The organism is Microlunatus spumicola, from assembly GCF_039536445.1.
Classification (GTDB): Bacteria; Actinomycetota; Actinomycetes; order Propionibacteriales; family Propionibacteriaceae; genus Microlunatus; species Microlunatus spumicola.
In genome coordinates, this window is record NZ_BAAAYR010000006.1 from 42,656 (window position 1) to 65,905 (window position 23,250).

At 73.6% G+C, this 23,250-nt stretch carries 26 protein-coding genes; 16 read left to right on the forward strand and 10 right to left on the reverse strand.

What is annotated here, in order from left to right; all coding sequences use genetic code 11:
• From ABD665_RS19705 to ABD665_RS19740, 8 genes are all read right to left on the reverse strand, one after another.
• The gene (locus ABD665_RS19705) at nt 1–501 is read right to left on the reverse strand and encodes an EVE domain-containing protein (protein ID WP_204912875.1); all 501 of its coding nucleotides are present in this window, start codon (nt 499–501) and stop codon (nt 1–3) included.
• Nucleotides 502–579: 78 nt separating this feature from the next.
• A complete protein-coding gene (locus tag ABD665_RS19710) occupies nt 580–1,014 on the reverse strand; it encodes a hypothetical protein (RefSeq protein ID WP_204912874.1) in 435 nt (144 codons plus the stop codon).
• Between the two features lie 48 nt (nt 1,015–1,062).
• Nucleotides 1,063–1,662: a hypothetical protein gene (locus tag ABD665_RS19715; RefSeq protein ID WP_204912873.1), complete on the reverse strand. Its 600-nt coding sequence runs from the start codon at nt 1,660–1,662 to the stop codon at nt 1,063–1,065.
• A 60-nt stretch (nt 1,663–1,722) separates the two neighbouring features.
• Nucleotides 1,723–2,130 carry a hypothetical protein gene (locus ABD665_RS19720; protein WP_204912872.1) on the reverse strand — a complete coding sequence of 136 codons (408 nt, stop codon included), beginning with the start codon at nt 2,128–2,130 and terminating at the stop codon, nt 1,723–1,725.
• A gap of 445 nt (nt 2,131–2,575) precedes the next feature.
• On the reverse strand, nt 2,576–3,316 hold the full coding sequence (locus ABD665_RS19725) for an anti-sigma factor (RefSeq protein WP_204912871.1): 741 nt from the start codon (nt 3,314–3,316) through the stop codon (nt 2,576–2,578).
• Nucleotides 3,317–3,327: 11 nt separating this feature from the next.
• Complete coding sequence (sigK, locus tag ABD665_RS19730; protein WP_204912870.1) at nt 3,328–3,948, reverse strand: ECF RNA polymerase sigma factor SigK; 621 nt, start codon at nt 3,946–3,948, stop codon at nt 3,328–3,330.
• Between the two features lie 34 nt (nt 3,949–3,982).
• On the reverse strand, nt 3,983–4,645 hold the full coding sequence (locus ABD665_RS19735; RefSeq protein ID WP_204912869.1) for a fasciclin domain-containing protein: 663 nt from the start codon (nt 4,643–4,645) through the stop codon (nt 3,983–3,985).
• 181 nt (nt 4,646–4,826) lie between these two features.
• Complete coding sequence (locus ABD665_RS19740) at nt 4,827–6,425, reverse strand: molybdopterin-dependent oxidoreductase (RefSeq protein WP_204912868.1); 1,599 nt, start codon at nt 6,423–6,425, stop codon at nt 4,827–4,829.
• A gap of 258 nt (nt 6,426–6,683) precedes the next feature.
• Between ABD665_RS19740 and ABD665_RS19745 the strand changes: the two genes are divergently transcribed.
• The 6 genes from ABD665_RS19745 (at nt 6,684) to ABD665_RS19770 (ending at nt 12,705) form a co-directional block, all read left to right on the forward strand.
• Nucleotides 6,684–7,676, forward strand: a complete 993-nt coding sequence (locus ABD665_RS19745; protein WP_204912867.1) for a ParA family protein — start codon at nt 6,684–6,686, stop codon at nt 7,674–7,676.
• Nucleotides 7,667–8,542: a segregation and condensation protein A gene (locus tag ABD665_RS19750; protein ID WP_425562190.1), complete on the forward strand. Its 876-nt coding sequence runs from the start codon at nt 7,667–7,669 to the stop codon at nt 8,540–8,542. The genes ABD665_RS19745 and ABD665_RS19750 overlap by 10 nt, the downstream gene beginning before the upstream one ends.
• Complete coding sequence (scpB, locus tag ABD665_RS19755) at nt 8,539–9,264, forward strand: SMC-Scp complex subunit ScpB (protein ID WP_344742854.1); 726 nt, start codon at nt 8,539–8,541, stop codon at nt 9,262–9,264. Before ABD665_RS19750 ends, scpB begins: the two co-directional genes overlap by 4 nt.
• Entirely contained in the window at nt 9,261–10,049 is a 789-nt protein-coding gene (locus tag ABD665_RS19760) for a pseudouridine synthase (RefSeq protein ID WP_204912866.1), read from the forward strand. Before scpB ends, ABD665_RS19760 begins: the two co-directional genes overlap by 4 nt.
• Before the next feature lie 18 nt (nt 10,050–10,067).
• Nucleotides 10,068–11,441: a Pup--protein ligase gene (gene pafA / locus ABD665_RS19765; RefSeq protein ID WP_204912865.1), complete on the forward strand. Its 1,374-nt coding sequence runs from the start codon at nt 10,068–10,070 to the stop codon at nt 11,439–11,441.
• Between the two features lie 226 nt (nt 11,442–11,667).
• On the forward strand, nt 11,668–12,705 hold the full coding sequence (locus ABD665_RS19770; RefSeq protein WP_344742858.1) for an FKBP-type peptidyl-prolyl cis-trans isomerase: 1,038 nt from the start codon (nt 11,668–11,670) through the stop codon (nt 12,703–12,705).
• Between the two features lie 247 nt (nt 12,706–12,952).
• On the opposite strand, the gene ABD665_RS19775 is transcribed toward ABD665_RS19770, so the two are convergent.
• Entirely contained in the window at nt 12,953–13,432 is a 480-nt protein-coding gene (locus ABD665_RS19775; RefSeq protein WP_204912864.1) for a GNAT family N-acetyltransferase, read from the reverse strand.
• Between the two features lie 11 nt (nt 13,433–13,443).
• Nucleotides 13,444–14,604 carry a DUF3866 family protein gene (locus ABD665_RS19780; protein ID WP_344742861.1) on the reverse strand — a complete coding sequence of 387 codons (1,161 nt, stop codon included), beginning with the start codon at nt 14,602–14,604 and terminating at the stop codon, nt 13,444–13,446.
• Between the two features lie 63 nt (nt 14,605–14,667).
• On the opposite strand from ABD665_RS19780, the gene ABD665_RS19785 reads away from it, so the two are divergent.
• From ABD665_RS19785 to ABD665_RS19830, 10 genes are all read left to right on the forward strand, one after another.
• On the forward strand, nt 14,668–15,111 hold the full coding sequence (locus tag ABD665_RS19785) for a VOC family protein (protein WP_204912863.1): 444 nt from the start codon (nt 14,668–14,670) through the stop codon (nt 15,109–15,111).
• Nucleotides 15,112–15,235: 124 nt separating this feature from the next.
• Nucleotides 15,236–16,207, forward strand: a complete 972-nt coding sequence (locus tag ABD665_RS19790) for a WYL domain-containing protein (RefSeq protein ID WP_204912862.1) — start codon at nt 15,236–15,238, stop codon at nt 16,205–16,207.
• The gene (locus ABD665_RS19795; RefSeq protein WP_204912861.1) at nt 16,204–17,172 is read left to right on the forward strand and encodes a WYL domain-containing protein; all 969 of its coding nucleotides are present in this window, start codon (nt 16,204–16,206) and stop codon (nt 17,170–17,172) included. The genes ABD665_RS19790 and ABD665_RS19795 overlap by 4 nt, the downstream gene beginning before the upstream one ends.
• Entirely contained in the window at nt 17,172–17,471 is a 300-nt protein-coding gene (locus tag ABD665_RS19800; protein WP_204912860.1) for a hypothetical protein, read from the forward strand. Before ABD665_RS19795 ends, ABD665_RS19800 begins: the two co-directional genes overlap by 1 nt.
• Nucleotides 17,468–17,776: a twin-arginine translocase TatA/TatE family subunit gene (tatA, locus tag ABD665_RS21705; protein WP_204912859.1), complete on the forward strand. Its 309-nt coding sequence runs from the start codon at nt 17,468–17,470 to the stop codon at nt 17,774–17,776. The genes ABD665_RS19800 and tatA overlap by 4 nt, the downstream gene beginning before the upstream one ends.
• Nucleotides 17,777–17,822: 46 nt before the next feature.
• Nucleotides 17,823–18,704, forward strand: a complete 882-nt coding sequence (gene tatC / locus ABD665_RS19810; protein WP_204912858.1) for a twin-arginine translocase subunit TatC — start codon at nt 17,823–17,825, stop codon at nt 18,702–18,704.
• Nucleotides 18,697–19,152: a diacylglycerol kinase family protein gene (locus ABD665_RS19815; protein ID WP_204912857.1), complete on the forward strand. Its 456-nt coding sequence runs from the start codon at nt 18,697–18,699 to the stop codon at nt 19,150–19,152. The genes tatC and ABD665_RS19815 overlap by 8 nt, the downstream gene beginning before the upstream one ends.
• 9 nt (nt 19,153–19,161) lie before the next feature.
• On the forward strand, nt 19,162–19,641 hold the full coding sequence (locus ABD665_RS19820) for a hypothetical protein (protein ID WP_204912856.1): 480 nt from the start codon (nt 19,162–19,164) through the stop codon (nt 19,639–19,641).
• A 316-nt stretch (nt 19,642–19,957) separates the two neighbouring features.
• The gene (locus ABD665_RS19825; protein ID WP_204912855.1) at nt 19,958–20,284 is read left to right on the forward strand and encodes a hypothetical protein; all 327 of its coding nucleotides are present in this window, start codon (nt 19,958–19,960) and stop codon (nt 20,282–20,284) included.
• Nucleotides 20,285–20,323: 39 nt separating this feature from the next.
• Nucleotides 20,324–23,242, forward strand: coding sequence for a DEAD/DEAH box helicase (locus ABD665_RS19830; protein ID WP_425562191.1), 2,919 nt, complete (start codon nt 20,324–20,326; stop codon nt 23,240–23,242).
• The last annotated feature ends 8 nt before the right edge of the window (nt 23,243–23,250 follow it).

A 23,250-nucleotide genomic window follows, 5' to 3' on the forward strand; every position in this document is an offset into this window, starting at 1 on the left:
TCACGCCCGGGTGGTCGGCGGTGTCGGCCAGGCCGGCAGCAGGTCGGTCAGCGCGGCGAGCTGGGGGAGCGAGACCCAGGACGGGTTCGCCATCTGCGGCACGCGCTGGACCTCGAGGTCGGTGATGCCCGCCGCCCGCAGGTCGGCGACCGGGAGCGGGTGCGCGAGCAGCGGCACGTCCACCTCCACCCGGGCCCGGAGCGCCTGCCGGGCGGCGTCGTCGAGCCACCAGCCGCGCTCCGCGTCCTCCCACGCCTCCGCCTCCGCGACGACGTGCCCGAGGCCCCACACCCCACGGGGCAGACCCCCGGTGCCGGGACCGGAGAGCCAGAAGACCACCTTGTCCCCGGGACGCATCAGGGCGGCCCGGTAGCCGCGCTGGACCGACCAGGACGTCAGCCGCGTCTCGCCGTCGGCGAGGAAGCGCCGGACGTCCCACACCGCCGGGTTGGCCTTGAGCAGCCACGCCCCCAGCGTCTCCCGGGTCACCGCCTGGACCACCCGACCTCCTCCCGCCGCCCCGCGCGCTCTCGGGTCACGACCGTACGACGCGGTCGTCCGTCGACCCCGGGTGCGGCCTCAGCCGTCGCGCCGGGTCATGCTCGACCGGTAGCCGCCCCCCGGGTAGGTCCAGGCCCCGGTGCCCGACCGCCCGTCGGGGGCGAAGGTGCCGCGGTAGAAGGCGGGAGACCCGGGCCCGCCGGCCCAGATCGTCAGGGTCCGGCCCTCGAGCTCGTAGACGTAGTCGAGGGTGTTGCCGGCGTCGTCGTAGGCGCGGGACCAGATCTCGGGGGTCGGCCCCTGGCCGTACGGGCGGAGGTGGCCGATCACCTCCAGGCCGGTGACCCGGTGGTCGTGCAGGACGAGGTCGAAGTGCTGCACCAGGAAGTGCTTCCCGGGCAGCCAGGCGTAGGTGACCGTGCCGGTCGTGTCCTCGCCGAGGTCCCAGTCGCCCACGAGGGGTTCGAGGCTCTCGAGCCGTGAGGTGCCGTCCGTGCTGTCGTGCTCGCTCATGCCTGGCCCGACCGCCGCGACGGCGCGGACTCATCGGGCGGGCCGGGTTCAGACGGCGCTGGGGCTCGGGACGAGCCGCTGCTCGAGCGGGCTCTTGCGCCGGGACGCCCCGGCGCTGGTGCGCCAGCTGACGCTGTAGGCGAGCGTGTACTCGACCCGGTCGTGCAGCTCGTAGACCGTCTCGTCGGCCTCGGCCAGGGTGGCGAGCTCCGTGGTGTCGAGGGGTGACGGGCGGCGGCGGAGCTCGTCGAGCACGGCCGCGCTGCGCCGCAGCTGCTCCAGGTCGTCGAAGACGTCCTGGCTGATCGCGGGGTGACGGACCTCGATCCACGCCCCCGGGTTGACGCGTTGTGCGTGGACGGTGGCCGTGGTGGCCGGACCGCCGGCGACGGGGGTGAGGGCGGAGGACACCTCGACCTGGAGCGCGGGGGAGGCGGGGCTGGTGTTCGCCAGGAAGTACACGCCCGGCTCGATCCACTCCAGCTGCCAGTCGACGTCGTCGAGCGGCGGTCGGTCGGCGAGCGCGATCTCCTCCACCGCGAGACGTGCGCGGCGGGCGTCGCGCACGGCCAGCACCGCCGCGACCAGCGCGGCGAGGGAGACGACGAGCGCGGCGACCACGACGACGGTCGCGAGCGGGGGTGTCATCGGCCGGCCCGGTCGGACGTGGTCGGGTGCGGCGGGTGGTGCCGGTGGGCGGAGGGCACGTCAGGCGGGCTGGAGCTCGGGGGCCAGGCGGCGCCAGGCGTTGGCGACGGCGAGCAGGAACTGCCGGCCGAGCCCGGTGGGCCAGCCGCCGGAGAGCAGTGGCGGCACGGCGACCACCGCCCGCCAGGCGTCCAGGCCGTGCGCGACCACCGTCACCTGCAGCTCCTCGAAGTCGGCCGGCCGCTGCTCCGCCTCCGTGCGACGTCCGCGGGAGGGCTCGAGCTCGAAGGCCGTGACGGCCTCGGACCGGTGGTCGCGGGTGTCGAGCTCGCCCTCCGCGTCGGCCAGGTGGGCGCAGAACTCGCCCAGGTCCGCCCGCGTCAGCGAGTTGAGCACCAGGGCGAGCCGTGCGGGTGCCAGCTCGGGTCCGAGGGAGGCGACCACCGACCAGAACCGCACGTCATCCATACGTTGATCATGCACGTGTCGCGCCCGCCGCGTCCGGTTCGCGGGGGATTGGCGTCCGCCCGGCGAAGTGTTCACGTGACGGGCACTCGGGGTGCGGCACGGGGTGGGCACGTGCGGTGTCCAGGAGGCTGGACGAGCGGCGAGAGGATGCTCGGGGGTTCATCCCCTCGCCGCTCGAGCACGAACCTACGGTCCTGCGGCCGTCCGCCGCCACCCCTGTGAGGTGTCATCTTCAGGACACGACCAGTTGTGGACAAGCGGCCCGCGGCGGGTTCCCGCCGACGGCGTGGGCCGCTACTTTTCGGAGCGGTGGTCGGGACTGCCGAGCGACGGTCGGGGGATCGCAGCGCGTGCAAGACCGTGGAGGGGCCGGCAGCCTGTGGCTGCCGGCCCCTCCGTCTTCCCGGTCCCGAGCGGGTGCTGCTCGACCGCGACCGTGGTCTGCTCAGATCGCGACGACGCCCTGCACGGCCGTCGGCTGCGGTGCGCCGCCCGCGTCCTCGATCGACACGGCGACGTCCGTCGCCCCGCTCACGGGTCCGTGCAGCCACTGCGAGACGTTCGTGCCGCCACCGACGAGGGCGTCCGGCGTGACGGCCTGGCCCCGCAGCGTCCAGAGCTCGTACGTCTTGCCCCGGCCCGGCGACGGGAGGTCGCCACCGACGAACAGCGCGCGGTTCTGGCTCTTCGAGACCACGAACGAGACCTGCGCCCCGTTGTCGAGCACCAGCGGCAGGATCTGCGCGTCCGGCGCCGACAGCAGCGCCGAGTCGGCGGTGGCGCCGGCGACCGGAGCCTGGTCGCGGCTCAGCGACCAGACCGTGCCGCCCAGCGCCAGGGCGACGACGCTCACGGCCGCGACGAGCACCGAGAGCACCCGGGCTCGGCGGCTCGCCCGCCGCACGGCGAGCATGTCGACCGCAGCGGGACGCACCTGGAGCGCGTCCCCGTGGAGCGGGGGCAGCTGGCGGACGTCGTCGAGCCCGGCCAGGATCGCCTGCCGCAGACCGGCCGGCGGGGCCGGAGCCGCCGCGAGCACCGCGAGCCGCGGCGCCGTCTCGCAGAAGCCGGCCACCTCGCGGCTGCAGGTCGGGCAGACCGCCCGGTGCGCCTCGAAGGCCTCGCGCTCGTCGTCCTCCAGCGCGTCCAGGACGTACGCGCCCGTCGCCCCGTGGATCTCGTCCATCGTTCCCCCTCTCATGCCTCGACCCCCAACGCGTCTCGTAGCCGGATGAGCCCGTCCCGGACCCGGGTCTTCACCGTGCCCAGCGGCAGCTGCAGCCGGGCGGCGATCTCGGTCTGGGTCAGCCCGCCGAAGTAGGCGAGCGTGAGGGCCTCGCGCTGGATCGGGGTCAGGGAGTCGAGCCCCTTGCGGACCCGCTGGGCCTCGAGCCGCTGCTCGACGCCCTCCCAGACGTGGTCGACCTCCCGGCCGACCTCGCTCACGGCGTAGTGGTCGTCGCGGGCCACCTCGCGGGTGACCGAGCGGACCCGGTCGACCGCGCGGCGGTGGGCCATCGTGGCGATCCAGGCGAGGACCGAGCCCTTGTCCGTGTCGAACCGGGCCGCCTGGCGCCACACCTCGGTGTAGACCTCCTGCGTGACCTCCGCGGCGTGGTCCGTGGAGCGGAGGACCCGCCAGACGATCCCGTGGACCCGGCCGGAGGTCAGGTCGTAGAGCTCGGCGAAGGCGTCCTGGTCGCCCCGGGCGGAGCGGTGGACGAGCTCGACGAGCACCTCCGCCTCCGTCGGGAGCCCCGGGACGCCCGAGGGCCGGGAGTCGTCTCCCGGCCCCGAGGGCACCGCGTACAAGGTCATGATCGATCCGTGCTCGACGGTGCCCGGTGGGTGATCAGGACTTCGGCAGCAGGACGGTGTCGATGATGTAGACCGTCGCGTTGGCGGTCTGCACGTTGCCGCAGACGACCTTCGACGTGCCGTCGACCGTGAAGTCCTCGCCGCTGCCGGTGACCTTGATGTCGGTCTTCGCGAGCGAGGTGTGGCTGCCGGCGAGGTCCGTCGGCGCCAGCTTCGGCGAGGTGACGTGACCGGTCAGGATCGCGGTGAGGGTCTTCTTGTCGGCGAGGACCTTCTTGAGGTCGGCGGCCGGGATCTTCTTGAAGGCGTCGTTCGTCGGCGCGAAGACCGTGATGTTCTCGGCGTTGTTCAGGGTGTCGACCAGGCCGGCGGCCTTGACCGCGGTGACGAGGGTGGACAGCGCCGGGTTGTTGCTGGCGGCGGTGGCGACCGGGTCCTGCGACATGCCGTCGAAGGAGCCCTTGCCCGAGGTCGGGACGGCCGAGCAGCCGGCGCCGAAGGGGGCGTCCGCGGAGCTGGCCGAGGCCGACGGGGTCATGGCCGGGCTGGACGCGGCGCTCGAGGAGGGCGCGGCGGCGGCGCTGCTGGCCGGCGCGGAACTGGTGCTCGCGGTGTCGCCGCAGGCCGCGAGGCTCAGCGGGAAGGCGACGACGGCGGCGAGGGCGGCGATCTTGGTGGCGCGGGACTTGAGGTTCATGATCGGCCTTTCTGAGGGCACGAGGAGGGGGTCCTTCTGGTAGGCCCCACGGTGTTGACACCAGCAGTTCGCCACCCCCCAGCCCCGGGATTGGTGTTCTTTCAACAATTTTCTGACTAGGGCAAACGGATGCAGCAACGCAGAAAAAGCCTCCCGAGGGAGGCTCTTTCACAGGTATGCGCTACTCGCTGGTGAACTGGATCTGGTGCCACCCGCGGGCACCGTCGGGGAAGACCTTCGTACGTGCCTCGGGCTGCGTCGCCCCGGTCGCGTCCGTGGCGCGCACCTCGGCCGTGTGCAGGCCCGCCGGTCCGTCGTAGCGCAGCGACCACTGCCGCCACAGGTCGATCCCGCCGTCGGTGGCCAGGCTCGCCTCCTGCCAGTCCCCGTCGTCGACGCGGACCTCGACCTTGGCGATCCCGCGGTGCTGCGCCCAGGCGACCCCGGCGATCACGGGCTTGTCCTTGGGCAGCGTGGCCAGCGACTTGGGGAGGTCGATCCGGCTCTGCGTGAGGATCGGGCCGTCGGTCGCCCACTTGCGTTCGGTCCAGTAGGCCGTCCGCCTTGCGTACGTCGTGAACTCGATCCGCTCGAGCCACTTGGTGTTGGCGACGAAGCCGAAGAGCCCCGGCACGATCATCCGGGCCGGGTAGCCCCGGGCGTCGGCCAGCGGCTTCCCGTCGAGGCCCACGGCGATCATCGCGTCGCGGCCGTCGCTGACGGCCTGGATCGGCGTCGAGGCGGTGTAGCCCGAGTCGAGCGAGTACGAGTAGACCTGGTCGACGCCGGCCTGCACGCCGACCTTCTCGAGGATCGCGCTGAACGGCACGCCGAGCCAGCGGCCGCTGCTGACGTACGAGCCGCCGACCTCGTTGGAGACGCAGGTGAGGGTGATGTCGCGCTCGATCATCGGCATCGCGAGGAGCTCGTCGTACGTGAGCGTGAGCGGGGTGTCGACCATCCCGTCGATCGTCAGGCTCCAGCCCGACGCGTCGATCTGGGGTGTGACCAGGCTGATGTCGACCCGGTAGAAGTCGTCGACCGGGGTGGTGAAGGGCGTCATCCCGGGGAGCTGCACCCCGGCCGGCAGCGGCGGGGCCGGGGAGGTCGGGGTGGGCAGGCCCGCCCCGCGACGTGCGAGCGCGCTGGCGCTGCGGACCCGGCCGACGACCACGCCGCCCCCGCCGGCGAGCGCCGCGACGAGAGCGGTCAGGCCGAGGGTCGCGAGGAAGCCGCGGCGGTCCGGGGTGCCGAGGGAGCGGTCGGTGGCGGTGGCCGGCGCCGGACGGGGGGAGGAGGTCGAGCGGCGGACGACGAGCAGCAGGGCCGCGACGCCGGCGGCCCCGGCGACCAGCGACGGAAAGGCGTCGACCGGCCCGCCGCGGTAGACGGCGGTCGCGGCACCGACGAGCCCGAGCAGGGCGATGCCGGCGACGGCGACCCGGCGGTGCGTCCAGGCCAGCAGCCCGAGGACCGCGGCGAACACCAGCAGCGCGAGGGCCACGGCGCCGATCAGGACCGGCTTGTCGTAGTTCCCGAGGAGCCGGACCGCGAACGTCTTGGCCGGCGTCGGGGCGGCGTCGATCAGGGCGGAACCGACGGCGATCAGCGGCGACGCGGGCGGGCTCGTCAGCGAGGCGACCAGGTGCCCGACCCCGACGGCGACGCCGGCCGCCACGACCCCCGTCAGCGCCCGCGCCGTCCGGCCCGGCACGCGGACGGCACCGGCTGGGTGCGGCGCGTCGGCCGCGGGGCGGGGACGGACGGGGGAGAGGGTCACGGCTCCAGTTCGTCACCGGAGCCCCGGCAGATTGTCCCGGGGCCGTGCCGCCTGGGCGCGACCGCCGTCCCCCGGTGTGCGCGAGTGGCGCCACCCGACGCGCGACACGCCGCGTACGCGCACCGGGTGGCGCCATCCGACGCGGTCGGCGGCGGTGCGGCCCGGGGTGGCCGGCGGGGTGGCCGGGTGGCGGGGCGGACCCCGGGCGCGTACTAGGGTTCGGGGGACCCACGACCGACCCCCGGGAGCAGTGCGCACATGGTGGACCAGCAGGACGGGCCGCAGGCCCTGCCGGCCGACCCGCCGCCCTTCGACGCGGCCCTGGCCGGCGCGCCGGACGAGGACGGCGAGGCGCTCTTCGCGCGGCCGCTGCCGCCCGCGCCGGACCTGTCCACCGTCGGCGTCGCAGAGGCCGAGCTCGGCCCGACCGGACGGCCCTGGCCCGAGCTGGGCGACCCGCCGCCGCTGACCGACCCCCGCCCGCCCGCGATGGTCGTCGCCGTCTGCAACCAGAAGGGCGGCGTCGGCAAGACCACGACGACGATCACCCTCGGTGCGGCGCTGGCCGAGCTGGGCCGGCGCGTGCTGCTCGTCGACTTCGACCCGCAGGGCTCGCTGTCGGTGGGCCTCGGGGTCAACCCGCACACGCTCGAGCACAGCATCTACAACCTGATGCTGACCCGCGACGTCACCATCGGCGAGGTCATCGACAAGACCAGCACCGAGGGCGTCGACCTGCTGCCCAGCAACATCGACCTGGCCGCGGCCGAGCTGCAGCTGGTCAGCGAGGTGGCGCGCGAGCAGACGCTGTCCCGCGTCCTGCGGCAGGTCAAGGGCGACTACGACGTGATCCTCGTCGACTGCGCCCCGTCGCTCGGGCTGCTGACGATCAACGCCCTCACCGCCGCCGACTGGGTGCTGATGCCGCTGGAGTGCGAGTTCTTCGCGCTGCGCGGGATCGCGCTGCTGACGGACACGATCGGCAAGGTCCAGGACCGGCTGAACCCCGACCTGAAGGTGCTCGGGATCCTCGGCACGATGTACGACCCGCGCACCCTGCACAGCCGCGAGGTGCTGGACCGGGTCGTCCAGGCCTTCGGTGACCAGGTCTTCCACACCGTCATCCGCCGCACCGTGAAGTTCCCCGAGACGACCGTGGCGGGGGAGCCGATCACCAGCTACGCGAGCTCCTCTCCGGGCGCGGCCGCGTACCGGATGCTCGCCCGCGAGGTGCTCGACCGGTGCCGGTGACGTCGGGCGGACCGGCGGACGCCACGCGTCGCGGGTCCTTCGACGTCCACCTGACGAACTTCGACGGACCCTTCGACCTGCTGCTGCAGCTCATCGGGCGGCGCCAGCTCGACATCACCGAGGTCGCGCTCTCGCAGGTGACCGACGACTTCATCGCGCACCTCAAGGCCGCGGGCAGCTCCTGGGACCTCGACCAGACGAGCGAGTTCATCGTCGTCGCCGCGACGCTGCTCGACCTCAAGGCCGCCCGGCTGATCCCGTCCGGCGAGGTGGAGGACCCCGAGGACCTGGCCCTGCTGGAGGCGCGCGACCTCCTCTTCGCGCGGCTGCTCGCGTACCGGGCCTTCAAGCAGGTCGCCGCCTGGCTCGAGCTGACGCTGGCGCAGGAGTCCCGCCGCGCGCCGCGCACGGCGGGCCTGGAGCCGCAGTTCACGCGGCTGCTGCCCGAGGTCGAGCTGACGATCACCCCGGAGGCGTTCGCGGCGCTCGCGGCCCGGGCGATGGCGCCGCGCCCGGCCGAGGTCCTGTCCCTCACCCACCTGCACGCGCCGGCCGTCAGCGTCACCGAGCAGGCCGGCCTGCTGGTCGACCGGCTGCGGCGCCAGCGGGTGGCGACGTTCCGCGCGCTGACCGGTGACGCCGACCGGCTGACCACGGTGGCGCGGTTCCTCGCGCTGCTGGAGCTGTTCCGCGAGGGCGCGGTGAGCTTCGAGCAGGTCACCGCCCTGGGCGAGCTGACCGTACGCTGGACGGGAGCCGACTCCGGCGACCTCGCCATCTCGGACGAGTTCGACGCCGAGACGGACGAGAACGGCAGCCCCCTCGAACCGAGACCTGCACCCAGCCCCGAGGACGACCCCGCGTGACCCTTCCCATCGACCAGCCCGACGTCCGCGTCCCCGACGCGGCGGAGATCTCCGGCGCGCTCGAGGCGCTGCTGCTGCTGGCCGACGAGCCGATGGGCGAGCTGACGCTGGCCGAGGCGGTCGGGGCGCCGGAGGCGGTCGTGCTGGAGGCGCTCGAGGCGCTGGCGACCTTCTACGACGAGACCGGGCGCGGCTTCGAGCTGCGCCGGGTCGGCGGCGGCTGGCGCTACTGGACGCGCGTCGAGCACGCCGAGGTCATCGCCGCGTACGTCGTGTCGGGGCAGAGCGGTCGGCTGTCGCAGGCCGCGCTGGAGACCCTCGCCGTCATCGCCTACCAGCAGCCGGTGTCGCGCGGACGCGTCGCCGCCATCCGCGGAGTGAACGTCGACGGCGTGATCCGGACCCTGCTCGCGCGCGGGCTGGTCGAGGAGGCCGGCCACGACGCGGAGACGGGCGCCGCGGTCTTCGCCACGACGCGGCAGTTCCTGGAGAAGATGGGCCTCGCGGGTCTCGACGACCTGCCCGCGCTGGCCCCCCACCTGCCCGACGTCGAGGAGCTGGAGGCCGAGCTGTCGGCCCTCGCGGCACCCGTCGTCGGGGTCGGGACCGAGACGCAGCCCGAGGAGGCTCCCGAGCGGGGCCCCGAGGACGAGACAGACCACCAGACAGACCCCCAGACACATGCAGCGCCCGCCGGGCAGGACGAGGAGGTGAGGGCATGAGCCCTCGCAAGCAGGGCGGCTCCGCCGCCGAGGAGCCGGAGGGCCAGCGGCTGCAGAAGGTGCTGGCCCAGGCGGGCCTCGCCTCGCGCCGGGCCTCCGAGATCATGATCGACCAGGGCCGCGTCGAGGTGAACGGCCACGTCGTCAGCGAGCAGGGCCGTCGCGTCGACCCCGAGCGCGACGTCATCCGCGTCGACGGCTCGCGGATCCCGCCGCCCCGCCGGCACCGCTACATCGTGCTGAACAAGCCGCGCGGCTACGTCTCGACGCTGCACGACCCCGAGGGCCGGCCCACGCTCGCCGACGCCGTGGTCGAGTCGGGGGCCAGCAAGGCGCTGCTCAAGGAGCGGCTGTTCCACGTCGGCCGGCTCGACACCGACACCGAGGGCCTGATCATCCTCACCAACGACGGGGACTTCGGCCACAAGCTGTCGCACCCGAGCTTCGAGATCGACAAGACCTACCTGGTCGAGGTCGAGGGCATCGTGAACTCGGTGACCCTCAAGCGGCTCAAGGACGGCATCACCCTCGACGACGGCCCCGTACGGCCGCGCGGGCTCAAGCTCGTGTCCACCGTCGGCGGCAAGTCGATGGTGCGCCTCACGCTGCACGAAGGCCGCAACCACATCGTGCGCCGTACGATGGAGCACGTCGGGCACCCGGTCCGGCGGCTGTCCCGGATCGGCATCGGACCGGTGCGGCTCGGCACCCTCAAGGTGGGCGAGGTCCGCGACCTCACCTCCGAGGAGCTGGGCGCGCTGCTGGACCTCGTCGACGTGGACTAGGGAGGTCGGAGCCGGTCCATGGATCGCCGCATCTACGGGTTGGAGACCGAGTACGGGGTGGCCTGCACGTCCGGGGGCACCCGCCGGCTCACCCCGGACGAGGTCGCGCGCTACCTGTTCCGCAGGGTCGTCACCTGGGGTCGCAGCAGCAACGTCTTCCTCCGCAACGGGTCCCGGATCTACCTCGACGTGGGGTCCCACCCCGAGTACGCGACGGCGGAGTGCGACGACCTCGTCCAGCTGATCAACCACGACCGCGCCGGCGAGCGCATCCTCGAGGACCTGATCGTCGACGCGGAGCAGCGGCTCGCCAGCGAGAACATCGCCGGCGACATCTACCTGTTCAAGAACAACACCGACAGCCACGGCAACAGCTACGGCTGCCACGAGAACTACCTGATCAGCCGGATCGGCGACTTCTCCAAGATCACCGACGTGCTGGTCCCGTTCCTGGTGTCGCGCCAGCTGATCTGCGGCGCGGGCAAGGTGCTGACCACGGCGCGCGGCGCCGAGTACAGCGTCAGCCAGCGGGCCGAGCACATCTGGGAGAGCGTCTCCTCGGCGACCACCCGCAGCCGGCCGATCATCAACACCCGCGACGAGCCGCACGCCGACCCCGAGCGCTACCGCCGCCTGCACGTGATCGTCGGCGACTCGAACATGAGCGAGACGACGACGCTGCTCAAGGTGGGTTCCGCGGAGCTCGTGCTGCGCCTGATCGAGGCCGGGGTCCCGATGCGCGACCTCGCCCTGGACAACCCCATCCGGGCCATCCGCGACATGAGCCGCGACCGTACGGGCCAGGTCAAGGTCAGCCTCAGCAACGGCCGCCGGGTCTCCGCGCTCGAGCTGCAGACCGAGTACTACGAGAAGGTCGCCGAGTTCGTCAGCCGGGAGAGCCTGCGCACCCCGACCGTCGACCGCGTGCTCGACCTCTGGGAGCGGACCCTCCGGGCCGTCGGCGAGGACAAGCTCGAGCTGATCGACACCGAGATCGACTGGGCGATCAAGCTCAAGCTCCTCGACCGCTACGCCGCCAAGCACCAGATGAGCCTGGCCGACCCGCGCATCGCCCAGATCGACCTCGCCTACCACGACATCCGGCGGGGGAGGGGGCTCTTCTCCATCCTCGAGTCCCGCGGTGCCGCGGCTCGCGTCACGACCGAGCCCGCCGTGTTCCGGGCGAAGTCCGTCCCGCCCCAGACCACCCGCGCCAAGCTCCGCGGCGACTTCATCCGCGCCGCCCAGGAGTGCCGCAGCGACTACACGGTCGACTGGGTGCACCTCAAGCTCAACGACCAGGCGCAGCGCACGGTCCTCTGCAAGGACCCCTTCGTCGCCACCGACGAGCGCGTCGACCGCCTGATCGCGAGCATGCGCCGCTCGTACTGAGGGCAGGGTTCGTCCGGGCCGACCGCAGGTGTGCGCTCGCGCACCTCGCGCTCGGAGTGTCGGGTGCGTACGCGCACAGCTGCGGGTCGAGTGCGCGCTGATCGTCGGGACACGCCGGTGCGCCGCGCGTTCTGCGCGCACTCGAGGCGAACCAGGAGGCCGACGCGGGTGCGTCGTCACACCCGATGAACCCTTGTCCACAGACGGGCCCCTGTAACCTCTCCCGGTGCGAAACCGACGTGTCCCTCTGACCCGTGCCCTCGTGGGCCTCGGGCTCAGCGCGGTCCTGCTGGCTCTCGGCGCGTGCGGGTCGGACGACGACCCCGCCGCCTCGGCGAGCCCGGCCCCGTCCACCTCGGCCTCCGACACGGCGAGCCCCTCGCCGTCGGCCTCGGCCACCCCGAGCGCCGCCCCGGTCACGGCGTCGAAGAACTTCGACGCGGTCAAGGTCGAGGGCGCGTACGGGACCTCGCCCAAGGTGACGGTCAAGTCGCCCTGGGCGATCGACCAGACGCGGGCCGAGGTGCTGCAGCCGAACGCCAAGGGCGCGGTCGTCCAGCCCGGGTCGACCGTCGAGGTGAACTACTACGGCGTCAACGGGCGTACGGGCAAGAAGTTCGACGACTCGTTCAGCCGCGGCCAGTCCATCGCCTTCCCGCTCGACCAGGTCGTGCCGGGCTTCAGCAAGGGCCTCCAGGGCCAGCACCAGGGCAGCCGCGTGCTGATTGCGATGCCCGGCTCCGACGGCTACGACGCCAGCGGCGGCAGCCCGCAGGCCGGGATCAACGTCGGCGACACCCTGCTCTTCGTCGTCGACATCGTCGAGGTGCCGCTCACCGCGCCCGCCGGCACGACCGTCGCCCCGAAGGCCGGCCTGCCGACCGTCGCGGAGACCGACGGCAAGCCCGTCGTGACGGTGCCGAAGACCGACCCGCCCAAGGACCTCGTCGTCCAGCCGCTCATCCAGGGCAAGGGCAAGGCCGTCGGCAAGGCCGACTCCGTGACGCTGAACTACACGTGGGTCGACTGGAGCAGCGGCCAGGTGCTCGAGCAGACGTACGGCGCGCAGCCGGCGACCGCCTCGCTCGCCTCGCTCGTCCCCGGCCTGCAGAAGGCGCTCGAGGGCCAGAAGGTCGGCAGCCGCGTGCTCGTCGTCGTGCCGCCGGAGCAGGGCTACCCGCAGGGCAACGCCTCGCCCAAGGTCGACCCGGGCGAGACCCTCGTCTTCGTCGTCGACGTGCTGTTCACGAGCAGCGCAAGCTAGCTAGCGCGGGGGTTGCGTCTGCGGCCCTGCGGGTCCGGCTCGGTGCCGGAGGACCTGAGGCGACCGCGCCTCACAACCATCCGCCCGGGCGTCGTCGCGTTCTTCGGTGCGCTCTCGATCTTGTACGCCCGGGCTACCGCCAGACCCATCCACGTTCGGCGCGGTCGCCTCAGGTCCTCCTTCGACGTTCCGTCCCCTGCGGGCCTCGACGCGCTGGGGGCGACGGCAACGGTGGTCGGGTCGCCGGTCAGGCGAGCGTCTTCTCGGCGAAGTAGGTGGCGACGGGGTTGCCGTTGAAGTTGGGGATCTCGACGTAGCCGGAGGACGCGTAGATGTGCTTCGCGTCGGGCTGGCGGTGGCCGGTGTCGAGGCGGGCGACCGTGTGGCCGAGGTCGCGGGCCTGACCTTCGAGGAAGGCCAGCAGGCGGCGGGCGAGGCCCCGGCCGCGCAGGGCGGGGACGACGTACATCTTCTTGAGCTCGCAGGCGCCCGGGTCGGGCAGGTCCTTCACGCCGCCGCAGCAGGCGGGGGAGCCGTCGACGTAGCCGACCCAGAAGCCGCCGCCGGGCGGGCCGAGCTCGGCCGGACCGGCCTTGGGCATGTCGGCGCCGTTCTGGTCGAGGCCGTCGTAGAGGACGGCGATCTCGGCGGCCATGGCCCGGGCCAGCAGTCGCCCGTCGCCCTCGTCGACGCGGGCGGGACGGAACTCGACCTCGACGCTGCTCACGCCGGCAGACGCTACGCGACCGGGCGGTCCTGCCGGACGGGGCCGAGCAGGGTCGCGGCGTGGCGGCCCGCGGCGGCGGCGGCGAGGAAGTAGGCGGGGTCGCCGTCGAGCCCGCGGCCCATGGTCGAGAGGCGCAGCGGCGAGGCGAGCAGCGCGTCGTCGAGGCCGTCGAGCGGGACGCGGACGACGTGGTGCCGGGTCAGGCCGCGGACGGCCTCCTCGACGTCCGGGGCCATCGCGACGAGCGCGTCCAGACCGGCGCGGTCGGCGACGCCGTGAAGGCCCCCGGCGCCGGCGAGGTCGGGCACGGCCAGGTCCGCGGGGCTGAGGGCCACCCGCCCGTATGCGGTGAGGCTGTGGTGCGAGACGCCGCGGTGGCGGGGGCGCGCGTCGGCCCCGGAGACGCGGAGGCTGGCGACGGGCCGGCCGCCGAGGGTGGCCACGGCGTTCACGGCCTCCCCTGCGCCGACGCCGGAGAAGCCCCAGCGGGTCCCGGTCCCGAGGTTGCCGGGGCCCTGGGTGACGACGGCGACGTCCGCGCCGAGCGCGAGGCGGGCGGCGAGCAGGCCCGAGTGGACCGTGACCGCCTCGAGGTCGCCGCCGAACGCCTGCCCGACGGTGACGGTGGCGGCGAGCAGGCCGGCGTCGCGGAGCTGGGCGACGGTGCGCGAGAAGGCAATGGGCAGCGCCCCCTGGTCGCTCATGACGTAGACGACGCGCGTGCCGGGCCGGTCGTGGGCCAGCGCGAGGAGGGTGGGCGCGAGGGCGGAGTGCAGGTCGGCCACGACGACCGGGAGGCCGTCGAGCGAGTCCGCGTCGGCCAGCAGCTCGTGGTGCGGCGACCCCTGCTCGTCGGCTCCGGCGACCATCGCCTGCAGCGGCAGGTAGCGGGCCTTGACCAGGTGCCCGGCGGGCTGCGGTGGCTGCGCGACCACGGAACCGTCGGGTCCGAGGACGGCGACCACGAGGGCGTAGCCGCCGGTGCCGAGACCGCGGTCGAGGGCCGCGACGTTGAGCAGCACGCGGTCGCCGGCGGACGGGGCCGGGGTGAGGTCGGTGTACGCGAGCGCCCGCACCTGGACGTGGGTGTCGTCGCGCGCGGCGGTGAGCTCGACCGCACCCGGCCACCCGCCGGTCACGGCGGTCACGGTCCCGGACGCCCAGACGATCACGCCCCGACCCTAGTGAGGCACGGAGCCGGTGAAAGTGTCGGACGCGGCTCGTAGCGTGCCGTCATGGAGATGCGAGAGGTCCAGGTCACGTTCGACTGCGCCGCTCCGGGGGCGCTGGCCGCCTTCTGGAGCGCGGTGCTCGGCTACGAGCGCCAGGCACCGCCGCCCGGCTTCGCCACCTGGGAGGAGGCTCTCGACGCGTGGGGCGTCCCGGCGTCGGAGCACGACTCCCGCGACGCCGCAGTGCCGCCCGCCGGGGGCCACGGACCGCGGCTGTTCTTCCAGCGGGTCCCGGAGGGCAAGTCGGTCAAGAACCGCGTCCACCTCGACGTCCGCGTCGCGCCCGGGTTGGTCGGCGACGAGCGCATGGCCGCACTCGAGGCCGACGCGGACCGGCTCGTCGCCCTCGGGGCGACCCGCGTGCACCGGGTCGACCCGGACGGGCGGATGGAGACCGGGTTCATCGTCATGCAGGACCCGGAGGGCAACGAGTTCTGCCTCGACTGAGCCACGCCTCGAATCGCACGGGTGGTCGAGCGGCGCCGTAGTACCGTCATGCCCGCACAGACCCCCGAGCAGCTCGCTCCGTCGGACCACAGCGTCCGGGCGGAGCGAGGACAGAGGACAGAGCATGGCGCCGCGCAAGACCGAGCGGATCGTGAACCTGACGATCGCGCTGCTGGTCGCTGGGCGCTACCTGCCCAAGAGCCGGATCCGTGAGCTCGTCGAGGGCTACCACGGGCTGTCCGACGCCGCGTTCGAGCGGACGTTCGAGCGGGACAAGGACGAGCTCCGGGCCCTGGGCGTGCCGATCGAGGTGGGCGGCTACGACCCGCTCTTCGAGGACGAGGCGGGCTACCGGATCCTGCCGAGCGAGTTCTCGCTGCCGCCGATCGAGCTGGACGCCGAGGAGGCGTCCGTCGTCGGTGTCGCCGCGCGGGTCTGGCAGCACGCGAGCATGGCCGAGTCGACGCAGTCGGCGATGACCAAGCTGCGGGCCGCGGGGGTCGAGCCGGACCCGTCGGCGCTCGCCGCCCTGGAACCGTCCGTGCAGGCCACCGAACCCGCCTTCGGCCCGCTCTGGAACGCGGTCCTCGACCAGACCCGCGTGCGCTTCACCTACCGCGACGGCAGCCTGCGGACGTTCGAGCCGTGGGGGCTCACCTCACGCCGCGGCCGCTGGTACGTCGTCGGGCGCGACGTGGACCGCGACGCGACCCGCATGTTCAAGCTGTCGCGCATCACCGACGTCCCGGTCGGCACCTCCCGCCCGGGGGCGTACGAGGTCCCCGACGGCCTCGACCTGCGCGCCCTGGCCCGCTCGCTCGACCCGAAGGAACCCACGGCCGAGGCCCTGCTGGCCGTCCGGCCGGGCAAGGCCCCGTCGCTCACCCGTCGCGGGCACCGCGCGGAGACAACGCCGGACCTGGCGTGGGCGCCCGAGAGCCACGAGCGCTGGTGGGTCGGCTACGGCAGCCTGCCCGGCATGGCCGACGAGGTCGCCGGGCACGGCGCCGACGTGCTCGTCGTCGAACCCGCCGACCTCCGTACGGCGGTCGTCGACCGGCTCCGCGCCGTCGCGACGAGCGGGGCCGCCCGGTGACGAGCCAGGCGCAGGTGCGGCGCCTGCTGAGCCTCGTGCCCTACCTCCGCGAGCACGACGGGGCCGCCGTGGCCGACGTGGCCGCGGCGTTCGGGGTGAGCCCGCGGACGCTGCGCGCCGACCTCGGCGTGCTCTGGATGTGCGGCATGCCCGGGCTGTCGCCCGGCGACCTGATCGACATCGACATGGACGCGGTGGACGGCGAGGGCGTCATCCACCTGAGCAACGCCGACTACCTGACCCGACCGCTGCGCCTGACCGCCGACGAGGCGCTGGCCCTCGTGCTCGCGCTCCGTACGCTGCGCGAGATCGCCGGGCCGGACCAGCGGGCCGCCACGGACCGGGCCCTGGCCAAGCTCGAGCGGGCGGCGGGGACGACGCCGACCGGGCAGGCCTCGGTGAGCGTGACCTCGGCGGCCGAGGACGTCCGCGCGACCCTGGCCGACGGGCTGCAGCGCGGGCGGCGGCTCGACCTCACGTACGACGTGGCGACCCGCGACGAGACGACCCAGCGCCTGGTCGACCCGCTGCGGCTGTTCGTCCTCGACGGCGCCGGCTACCTCGAGGCCTGGTGCTACCGGGCGGGCGGGCTGCGGACGTTCCGGCTCGACCGCGTGGCGGCGGCCAGCGTCACCGACGTCGCGGTAGAGCCCCACGACGACGTCGTGCTGACCGACCTCACCGCCGGATGGTCGTCGAGCATGGCCGACGCACCGGTGGTCACCCTCGACCTGGACGCGGAGGCGGCCTGGGTCGCGGAGTACTACCCGACCGAGTCGACGACGCCCCGCCCCGACGGCGGGGTGGTGGCCTCGTTCCGGGTGACCGATCCGGCGTGGCTGCGTCACCTCCTGCTGCGCCTCGGCGGCGCGGCGACCGTGCTCGCGCCCGAGGGGGCCGGCGAGGACGCCGCGCAGGCCGCGCAGGAGGCCCTCGCGGCGTACGCGGCCCTGGAGCGTGGCTGATGTGGTGGGTGCTGCTGTTCGTCGGGATCGCCCTCGGCGGGCTCGCCGTGCTGGCGTGGGTCGGGCTGCGGCTGTGGCGCTCCGCGCGGGGCCTGCTCGACGAGGTCGGGGTGATGGCGGACCGGGCCGGAGAGCTCGCCGACCTGCTCGCCCAGGTCGAGGTCGCGGCGTCCCCGGGCACGGTGACCCGAACCATGGAGGACCACGGCTCCGAAGTGCCCTCGGACGACGCCTGGCCGGGTACGGTCGAGTCGTACGCTGACCGCGGCGCGGACGCGCCGGGAAAGAAGGAACCATGACCCCGCTCGCTCTCGGCGGCCTCGGAGTCCCCGAGCTGCTGATCATCCTGGCCGTCGTGCTGCTGCTGTTCGGTGGCTCGCGGCTCGCGGGCCTGGGCAAGAGCAGCGGGCGCGCGCTCCGCGAGTTCAAGGAGGAGACCAAGACTCTTCCGGGCAAGGACAAGGGCGCCGCGGCGCACGACCCCGCCGCCGTGGACCCGACCGTCACCCCCGAGCCGCTCAGCCCGACCGACCCCGGCTACCAGCAGCCCCCGCGCACCGAGCCGAGCGTCGTCGACCCGACCGACGCCCGCCGCGACGTCTGACGCCGCGACCCCGTAGCGCCGAGCTCCCCGTGAACCTGGCACCGCTGTGTCCCTGACCGTCCGTGGCCGGCCCATCCGGCTGAGCCTGGCGTGGCTCAAGCCGCCGAAGGCCGGGCCGGACGGCTCGATGAGCCTGTTCGAGCACATCGCCGAGCTCCGCTACCGCCTGATCATCATGGCGCTGACGGTCATCGTCGGCACCGTGGTGGCCTGGTTCTTCCGTGACTACCTCACGGACCTGATCTTCCGGCCGTACCAGGTCGCGGCCGACGCCCTCCGGGCCAAGAACCCGGACGCCGACATCACGCTGGTGAACAACGGCGTCGCGTCGCCGTTCACGCTGGCGCTGAAGGTCTCCGCGCTGGCCGGCATCCTGGCGACGTCGCCGATCCTGCTGTACCAGCTGTGGTCGTTCGTGGTCCCGGGCCTGCTGGCCAAGGAGAAGAAGTGGACCCTGATCTTCCTGGGGTCCGCGACGCCGCTCTTCCTGGCCGGCGTGGCCGTCGGCTACTACGTGATGCCCAAGGGCCTGGTCGTGCTGCTCGGGTTCACCGAGAACGGCATCGCCAACCTGCAGGACGTCAACCAGTTCCTGTCGTTCCTGATGCGCTTCATGCTCGTCTTCGGGGTCGCGTTCCTCATCCCCGAGGTCGTGCTGATCCTCAACATCGTCGGCGTCCTCAAGGCGAAGTACCTCTCCAAGTACCGCTCGCTGATCGTCTTCGGGACCTTCGTCTTCGGCGCCGTCGCGACACCGTCGACCGACCCCTTCTCGATGCTCGCGCTCGCGCTGCCGATGACGATCCTCTTCATCGTGGCCGAGGTCATCGCGCACATCCTCGACCGGCGCAAGGCCCGGCGGGGGACGATCGACCCGGTCGCCCGGGACCGGGCGCTGCGCGGCCTGAGCGACCCCGAGGATGCCTGACCCGGACGATCCGGCCTCCTCGGACGGTGCTCGTCCGGCCTCGATCGCCCTGGTCGTCAACCCGGCCGCGGCCAAGGGGCGGGCCCAGCGCCTGCTGCCCGAGGTCGCCGGCCGGCTGCGCGACACCGGGCACGCGGTGGAGATCTCGCTCAGCCGCACCCCCGACGAGGCCGCGGAGCTGATCGCGCAGGCCGCGGGCAGCGGCGCCGACGTCCTCGCCGTGATGGGTGGGGACGGCATGGCCCACCTCGGCGTCAACGCCGTCGCCGAGCACACGGCCACGCACCCGGACGGCCCACCCCTGGCCCTCGGCCTGGTCCCGGCGGGCACCGGGAACGACTTCGCCCGCAGCCTCGGGCTCGACCCCGACGACGTGGCGTCGGCGACGGCGGTGCTGGCGGGCGGCACGACCCGGTCGGTCGACCTGCTCCGCGTCGACGACCGCTAGGTCGGGACCGTGCTCGCCACCGGGTTCGACGCCCTCGTCAACGCGCGGGCCAACCGCATGCGACGCCCCCGCGGAGCGGCCCGCTACACCGTCGCGGCGCTCGCCGAGCTGCGGACGTTCCGTCCGCTGGCCTACTCCCTCGTCGTCGACGGCGTCCCGCGCGACCTCGAGGCGATGCTCGTCGCGGTCGGCAACACCAGCACGTACGGCGGCGGCCTGCGGATCTGCCCGCCCGCCGACCCCTACGACGGCTGGCTCGACGTCACCGTCATCCACCCGGTCGGCCGGGCCAAGCTCCTCCAGCTGCTCCCGCAGATGCGCACCGGCCGCTTCGCCTCCGACCCCTGCGTCGAGCAGCTCCGCGCCCGCACGGTCTCCGTCTCCGGCGGCGGGGGCATCGCGTACGGCGACGGCGAGGAGCTGGGCACGACCCCGGTCGTCGCCACCTCCGTCCCCGGCGCGATCCGTATCTGCCTCCCCGCCGTCTGAGCCTGGCAAAGGCCCTGTAGAGATCGGCGTACGGCCGCACGCCCCCTGAGCTTGTCGAAGGGCCTCGAAGAGGTTGGCGTCTTCAGCTGGAGCCAACCCGTTCCGGGCCCTTCGACGAGCTCAGGGGGCGTACCCCGGTCGGTCGCTCGGGCGAGGACGCTCCCTGAGCCTGCCGAAGGGCCTCGAAGAGGTTGGCGTTGTGAAGCGAGCCAACCCGGTCCGGGCCCTTCGACGAGCTCAGGGGGCGTGACCCATGAGTTCGGGGTCCTCGGTGTCGGGGCTGGCGGACGACCCCGCCCGGTCCTACGCTCGGGCGATGAACGGGAACCGGGAGACGACGGGGCCGACGAGGCAGCTGCGGGTGCTCGCGCGGTGGGCGCCCGGTGCCGCGGTCGCGTTCGGCCTCCTGGCGCTGTGGTCGGCGGTCTCCGTCGTCCGGAACCTGACGACCCTGGTCGAGGTCCTGTCCGGCGCCGGCCCCGCGTACCCGGTGCTCGCCGTGGTCCTCGGTGTCGCGGTCAGCGCCCTGGTCGCCGGGTTCGCCGGTCTGGTGGCCTATCGCCTCGGCGTCGAGGTGCCGCGCACGCTGCGCGGCTGGCGCGTCGCCCTGGCGGAGCGCGCCGAGGCCCGCACCGGGTCCTAGCGCACGGGAGCGCTGACGCCGTCCGGGTAAGTTCGAAGGGTGAGTGCGGAACAGGTCAGTCCCGCCGAGGCGTACAACCGGTTCCGGGAGCGACGCAGCTCCCCGCAGCTGGCGGAGTTCGCCGACGGGTACGGGTTCGGTTTCGACGACTACCAGCGCGAGGCCTGCGCCCACGTGGAGGCGGGCTCGGGCGTGCTCGTCGCGGCCCCGACGGGGGCCGGCAAGACGATCGTCGGCGAGTTCGCGGTCTACCTCGCCCTGCAGCAGGGGCGCAAGGCGTTCTACACGACGCCGATCAAGGCCCTGTCGAACCAGAAGTACGCCGACCTCGCCCGTCGGCACGGTTCCGCGAACGTCGGCCTGCTGACCGGCGACAGCTCGATCAACTCCGAGGCCCCGGTCGTCGTCATGACCACCGAGGTCCTGCGGAACATGATCTACGCGGGTTCGCGCACCCTCGACAACCTCGGCTACGTCGTCATGGACGAGGTGCACTACCTCGCCGACCGCTTCCGCGGCGCGGTCTGGGAAGAGGTGATCATCGGGCTGGCCGACTCCGTCCAGGTCGTGGCCCTCTCGGCGACGGTGAGCAACGCGGAGGAGTTCGGCGAGTGGCTCGCCGCGGTCCGCGGCGAGATGGAGGTCGTCGTCTCCGAGCGCCGGCCGGTCCCGCTCTACCAGCACGTGCTCGTCGGCCGCACCCTCTACGACCTGTTCGCCGACGTCGCCCCGACCGCGCGTCCCGACGCCGCGCCGGGTCGCGGCGAGGTGAACCCCGGCCTGCTCAAGGTCGCCCGGGAGGAGTCGCGCTACGTCCGTGACGACTCGCGGCGCCCGCGCGGGCGCAACGGCCAGGGGAAGAAGAACGTCGCGTACGGCAGCGGCTCGTACGGCGGCGCGAGCAGCCAGCGGGCCGGGGGAGGCCGCCCGAGGTCGACCATGGTGCCGGGCCGTCCCGAGATGGTCGAGCAGCTCGACCGTGCCCGGCTGCTGCCGGCGATCGTCTTCATCTTCTCCCGCAACGGCTGCGACGGGGCCGTCCGCCAGGTGCTCGGGTCGGGCCTGACGCTGACCCGGCCCGAGGAGCAGAGCGAGATCGCCGGGGTCCTCGCGACCCACCTCGGCGGGCTCGACCCCGCCGACCTCAAGGCGCTCGACTACCCGCGCTTCGCCGAGGCCCTGACCCGCGGCGTCGCGGCGCACCACGCCGGCATGCTGCCCGCGTTCAAGGGCTGCGTGGAGGAGTGCTTCGTCCGCGGCCTGACCAAGGTCGTCTTCGCCACCGAGACGCTGGCGCTCGGCATCAACATGCCGGCCCGCAGCGTCGTGCTGGAGAAGCTGGTCAAGTACAACGGCGAGACCCACGCCGACATCACGCCGGGGGAGTACACCCAGCTGACCGGTCGCGCCGGTCGCCGCGGCATCGACGTCGAGGGCCACGCGGTCGTGCTCTGGCAGCCGGGACTCGACCCGCGCGCCGTCGCCGGCCTGGCCTCGCGCCGTACCTACCCACTGACGTCGTCCTTCGCCCCGACCTACAACATGGCCGTCAACCTCGTCGGCAGCGTCGGGCGCGCCCGCGCCCGGGCGCTGCTGGAGCAGTCGTTCGCGCAGTTCCAGTCCGACCGCTCCGTCGTCGGCCTCGCCCGCACGCTGGCGCGCAACGAGCGCACGATCGGCGACGAGTGGGCGGCCGCCGCCTGCGACCGGGGCGACTTCGAGGCGTACGCCCGTCGTCGCGTCGAGATCGCCGACCTCGAGGCCGACGCGGCGCGCGAGCGCAAGGCCGACCGCCGCGCCGAGAGCACCCAGATCCTGCTCACCCTCAAGCCCGGCGACATCGTCAAGGTGCCCGCCGGACGCAGCCAGGGCTGGGTCGTCGTCCTCGACCCGGGCACGCGCGAGGGCGGCAGCGACGAGACGGAGGCCCCGCGGCCCCTGGTCATGACCGAGGACCGGCAGGTCCGCCGGCTCGCGCTCGTCGACTTCCCGGCGCCGCCGGTGGTCGCCGGCCGGATGCGGGTGCCCAAGCACTTCTCGCCCAAGGAGGCGGCCTCGCGCCGCAACCTCGCCGCAGCGTTCCGCTCCAGGCTGGCCGAGATCGACCTCAGCGCGCCGTCGCTGCGCCGGCCGCCGGCCGACGCCGAGGTCGCCGCCCGGGTCGACGACCTGCGCGACCAGCAGCGCCGCGACCCCTGCCACTCCTGCCCCGACCGCGAGCAGCACGCCCGCGTGGCCGAGCGGGCCCTCCGCCTCGAGCGGGAGAACACCCGGCTCGAGGCCCGGGCGAGCACGCGGACGCACACCATCGCCACGGCGTTCGACCGGATCTGCCTCGTGCTGGAGTCGCTCGGCTACCTCACCGGCAGCCAGACGGCCGCGCCGCGCGAGCAGGTCAGCGACGCGGGCCGGATGCTGGCCCGCATCTACGGCGAGCTCGACCTGGTCGCCGCCGAGTGCATCCGGGCGGGCGTGTTCGACGGGCTCACCGTGCCGCAGCTGGCGGCCGTGCTCAGCTCCCTGGTGTTCGAGGCGCGCCGCAGCGACGACCACACCCGCCGCCCGCGGATGCCGGACGCGGCATCGAGCGCGGCGGTCACCGAGGTGCGCCGGGTCTGGCGCGAGGTGTCGCTCGTCGAGCGCGACGCCCGGATCACCCGCAGCGGGGAGCCCGAGATCGGGTTCGCCGAGGTCGCGTACGGCTGGGCGGCCGGTCGGTCTTTGGCCAGCGTCCTCGACCAGACCGACCTCACGGCGGGCGACTTCGTCCGCTGGGTGCGTCAGGTCGTCGACTTCGCCGGCCAGGTCGCCGACGCCGCCGGGCCCGGGCCGCTGCGCGAGACCGCGCACGCCATGGTGCGGACGATGCGCCGCGGCGTCGTGACCTTCGAGGCCGACGAGATCGACACGGACGACGTGGTCGTTCCGGACGGGGGCGGCGCGGTCTCGCCGACGTAGGATCTCGC

What these genes read in the sequence shown, in the direction of transcription:
- ABD665_RS19710 (WP_204912874.1), bottom strand. Translation starts at nt 1,014, where the DNA reads ATGAGCGAGCACGACAGCACGGACGGCACCTCACGGCTCGAGAGCCTC.
- ABD665_RS19715 (WP_204912873.1), bottom strand. Translation starts at nt 1,662, where the DNA reads ATGACACCCCCGCTCGCGACCGTCGTCGTGGTCGCCGCGCTCGTCGTC.
- ABD665_RS19720 (WP_204912872.1), bottom strand. Translation starts at nt 2,130, where the DNA reads ATGGATGACGTGCGGTTCTGGTCGGTGGTCGCCTCCCTCGGACCCGAG.
- ABD665_RS19725 (WP_204912871.1), bottom strand. Translation starts at nt 3,316, where the DNA reads ATGGACGAGATCCACGGGGCGACGGGCGCGTACGTCCTGGACGCGCTG.
- sigK (WP_204912870.1), bottom strand. Translation starts at nt 3,948, where the DNA reads ATGACCTTGTACGCGGTGCCCTCGGGGCCGGGAGACGACTCCCGGCCC.
- ABD665_RS19735 (WP_204912869.1), bottom strand. Translation starts at nt 4,645, where the DNA reads ATGAACCTCAAGTCCCGCGCCACCAAGATCGCCGCCCTCGCCGCCGTC.
- ABD665_RS19745 (WP_204912867.1), top strand. Translation starts at nt 6,684, where the DNA reads ATGGTGGACCAGCAGGACGGGCCGCAGGCCCTGCCGGCCGACCCGCCG.
- ABD665_RS19760 (WP_204912866.1), top strand. Translation starts at nt 9,261, where the DNA reads ATGAGCCCTCGCAAGCAGGGCGGCTCCGCCGCCGAGGAGCCGGAGGGC.
- pafA (WP_204912865.1), top strand. Translation starts at nt 10,068, where the DNA reads ATGGATCGCCGCATCTACGGGTTGGAGACCGAGTACGGGGTGGCCTGC.
- ABD665_RS19785 (WP_204912863.1), top strand. Translation starts at nt 14,668, where the DNA reads ATGGAGATGCGAGAGGTCCAGGTCACGTTCGACTGCGCCGCTCCGGGG.
- ABD665_RS19790 (WP_204912862.1), top strand. Translation starts at nt 15,236, where the DNA reads ATGGCGCCGCGCAAGACCGAGCGGATCGTGAACCTGACGATCGCGCTG.
- ABD665_RS19800 (WP_204912860.1), top strand. Translation starts at nt 17,172, where the DNA reads ATGTGGTGGGTGCTGCTGTTCGTCGGGATCGCCCTCGGCGGGCTCGCC.
- tatA (WP_204912859.1), top strand. Translation starts at nt 17,468, where the DNA reads ATGACCCCGCTCGCTCTCGGCGGCCTCGGAGTCCCCGAGCTGCTGATC.
- ABD665_RS19815 (WP_204912857.1), top strand. Translation starts at nt 18,697, where the DNA reads ATGCCTGACCCGGACGATCCGGCCTCCTCGGACGGTGCTCGTCCGGCC.
- ABD665_RS19825 (WP_204912855.1), top strand. Translation starts at nt 19,958, where the DNA reads ATGAACGGGAACCGGGAGACGACGGGGCCGACGAGGCAGCTGCGGGTG.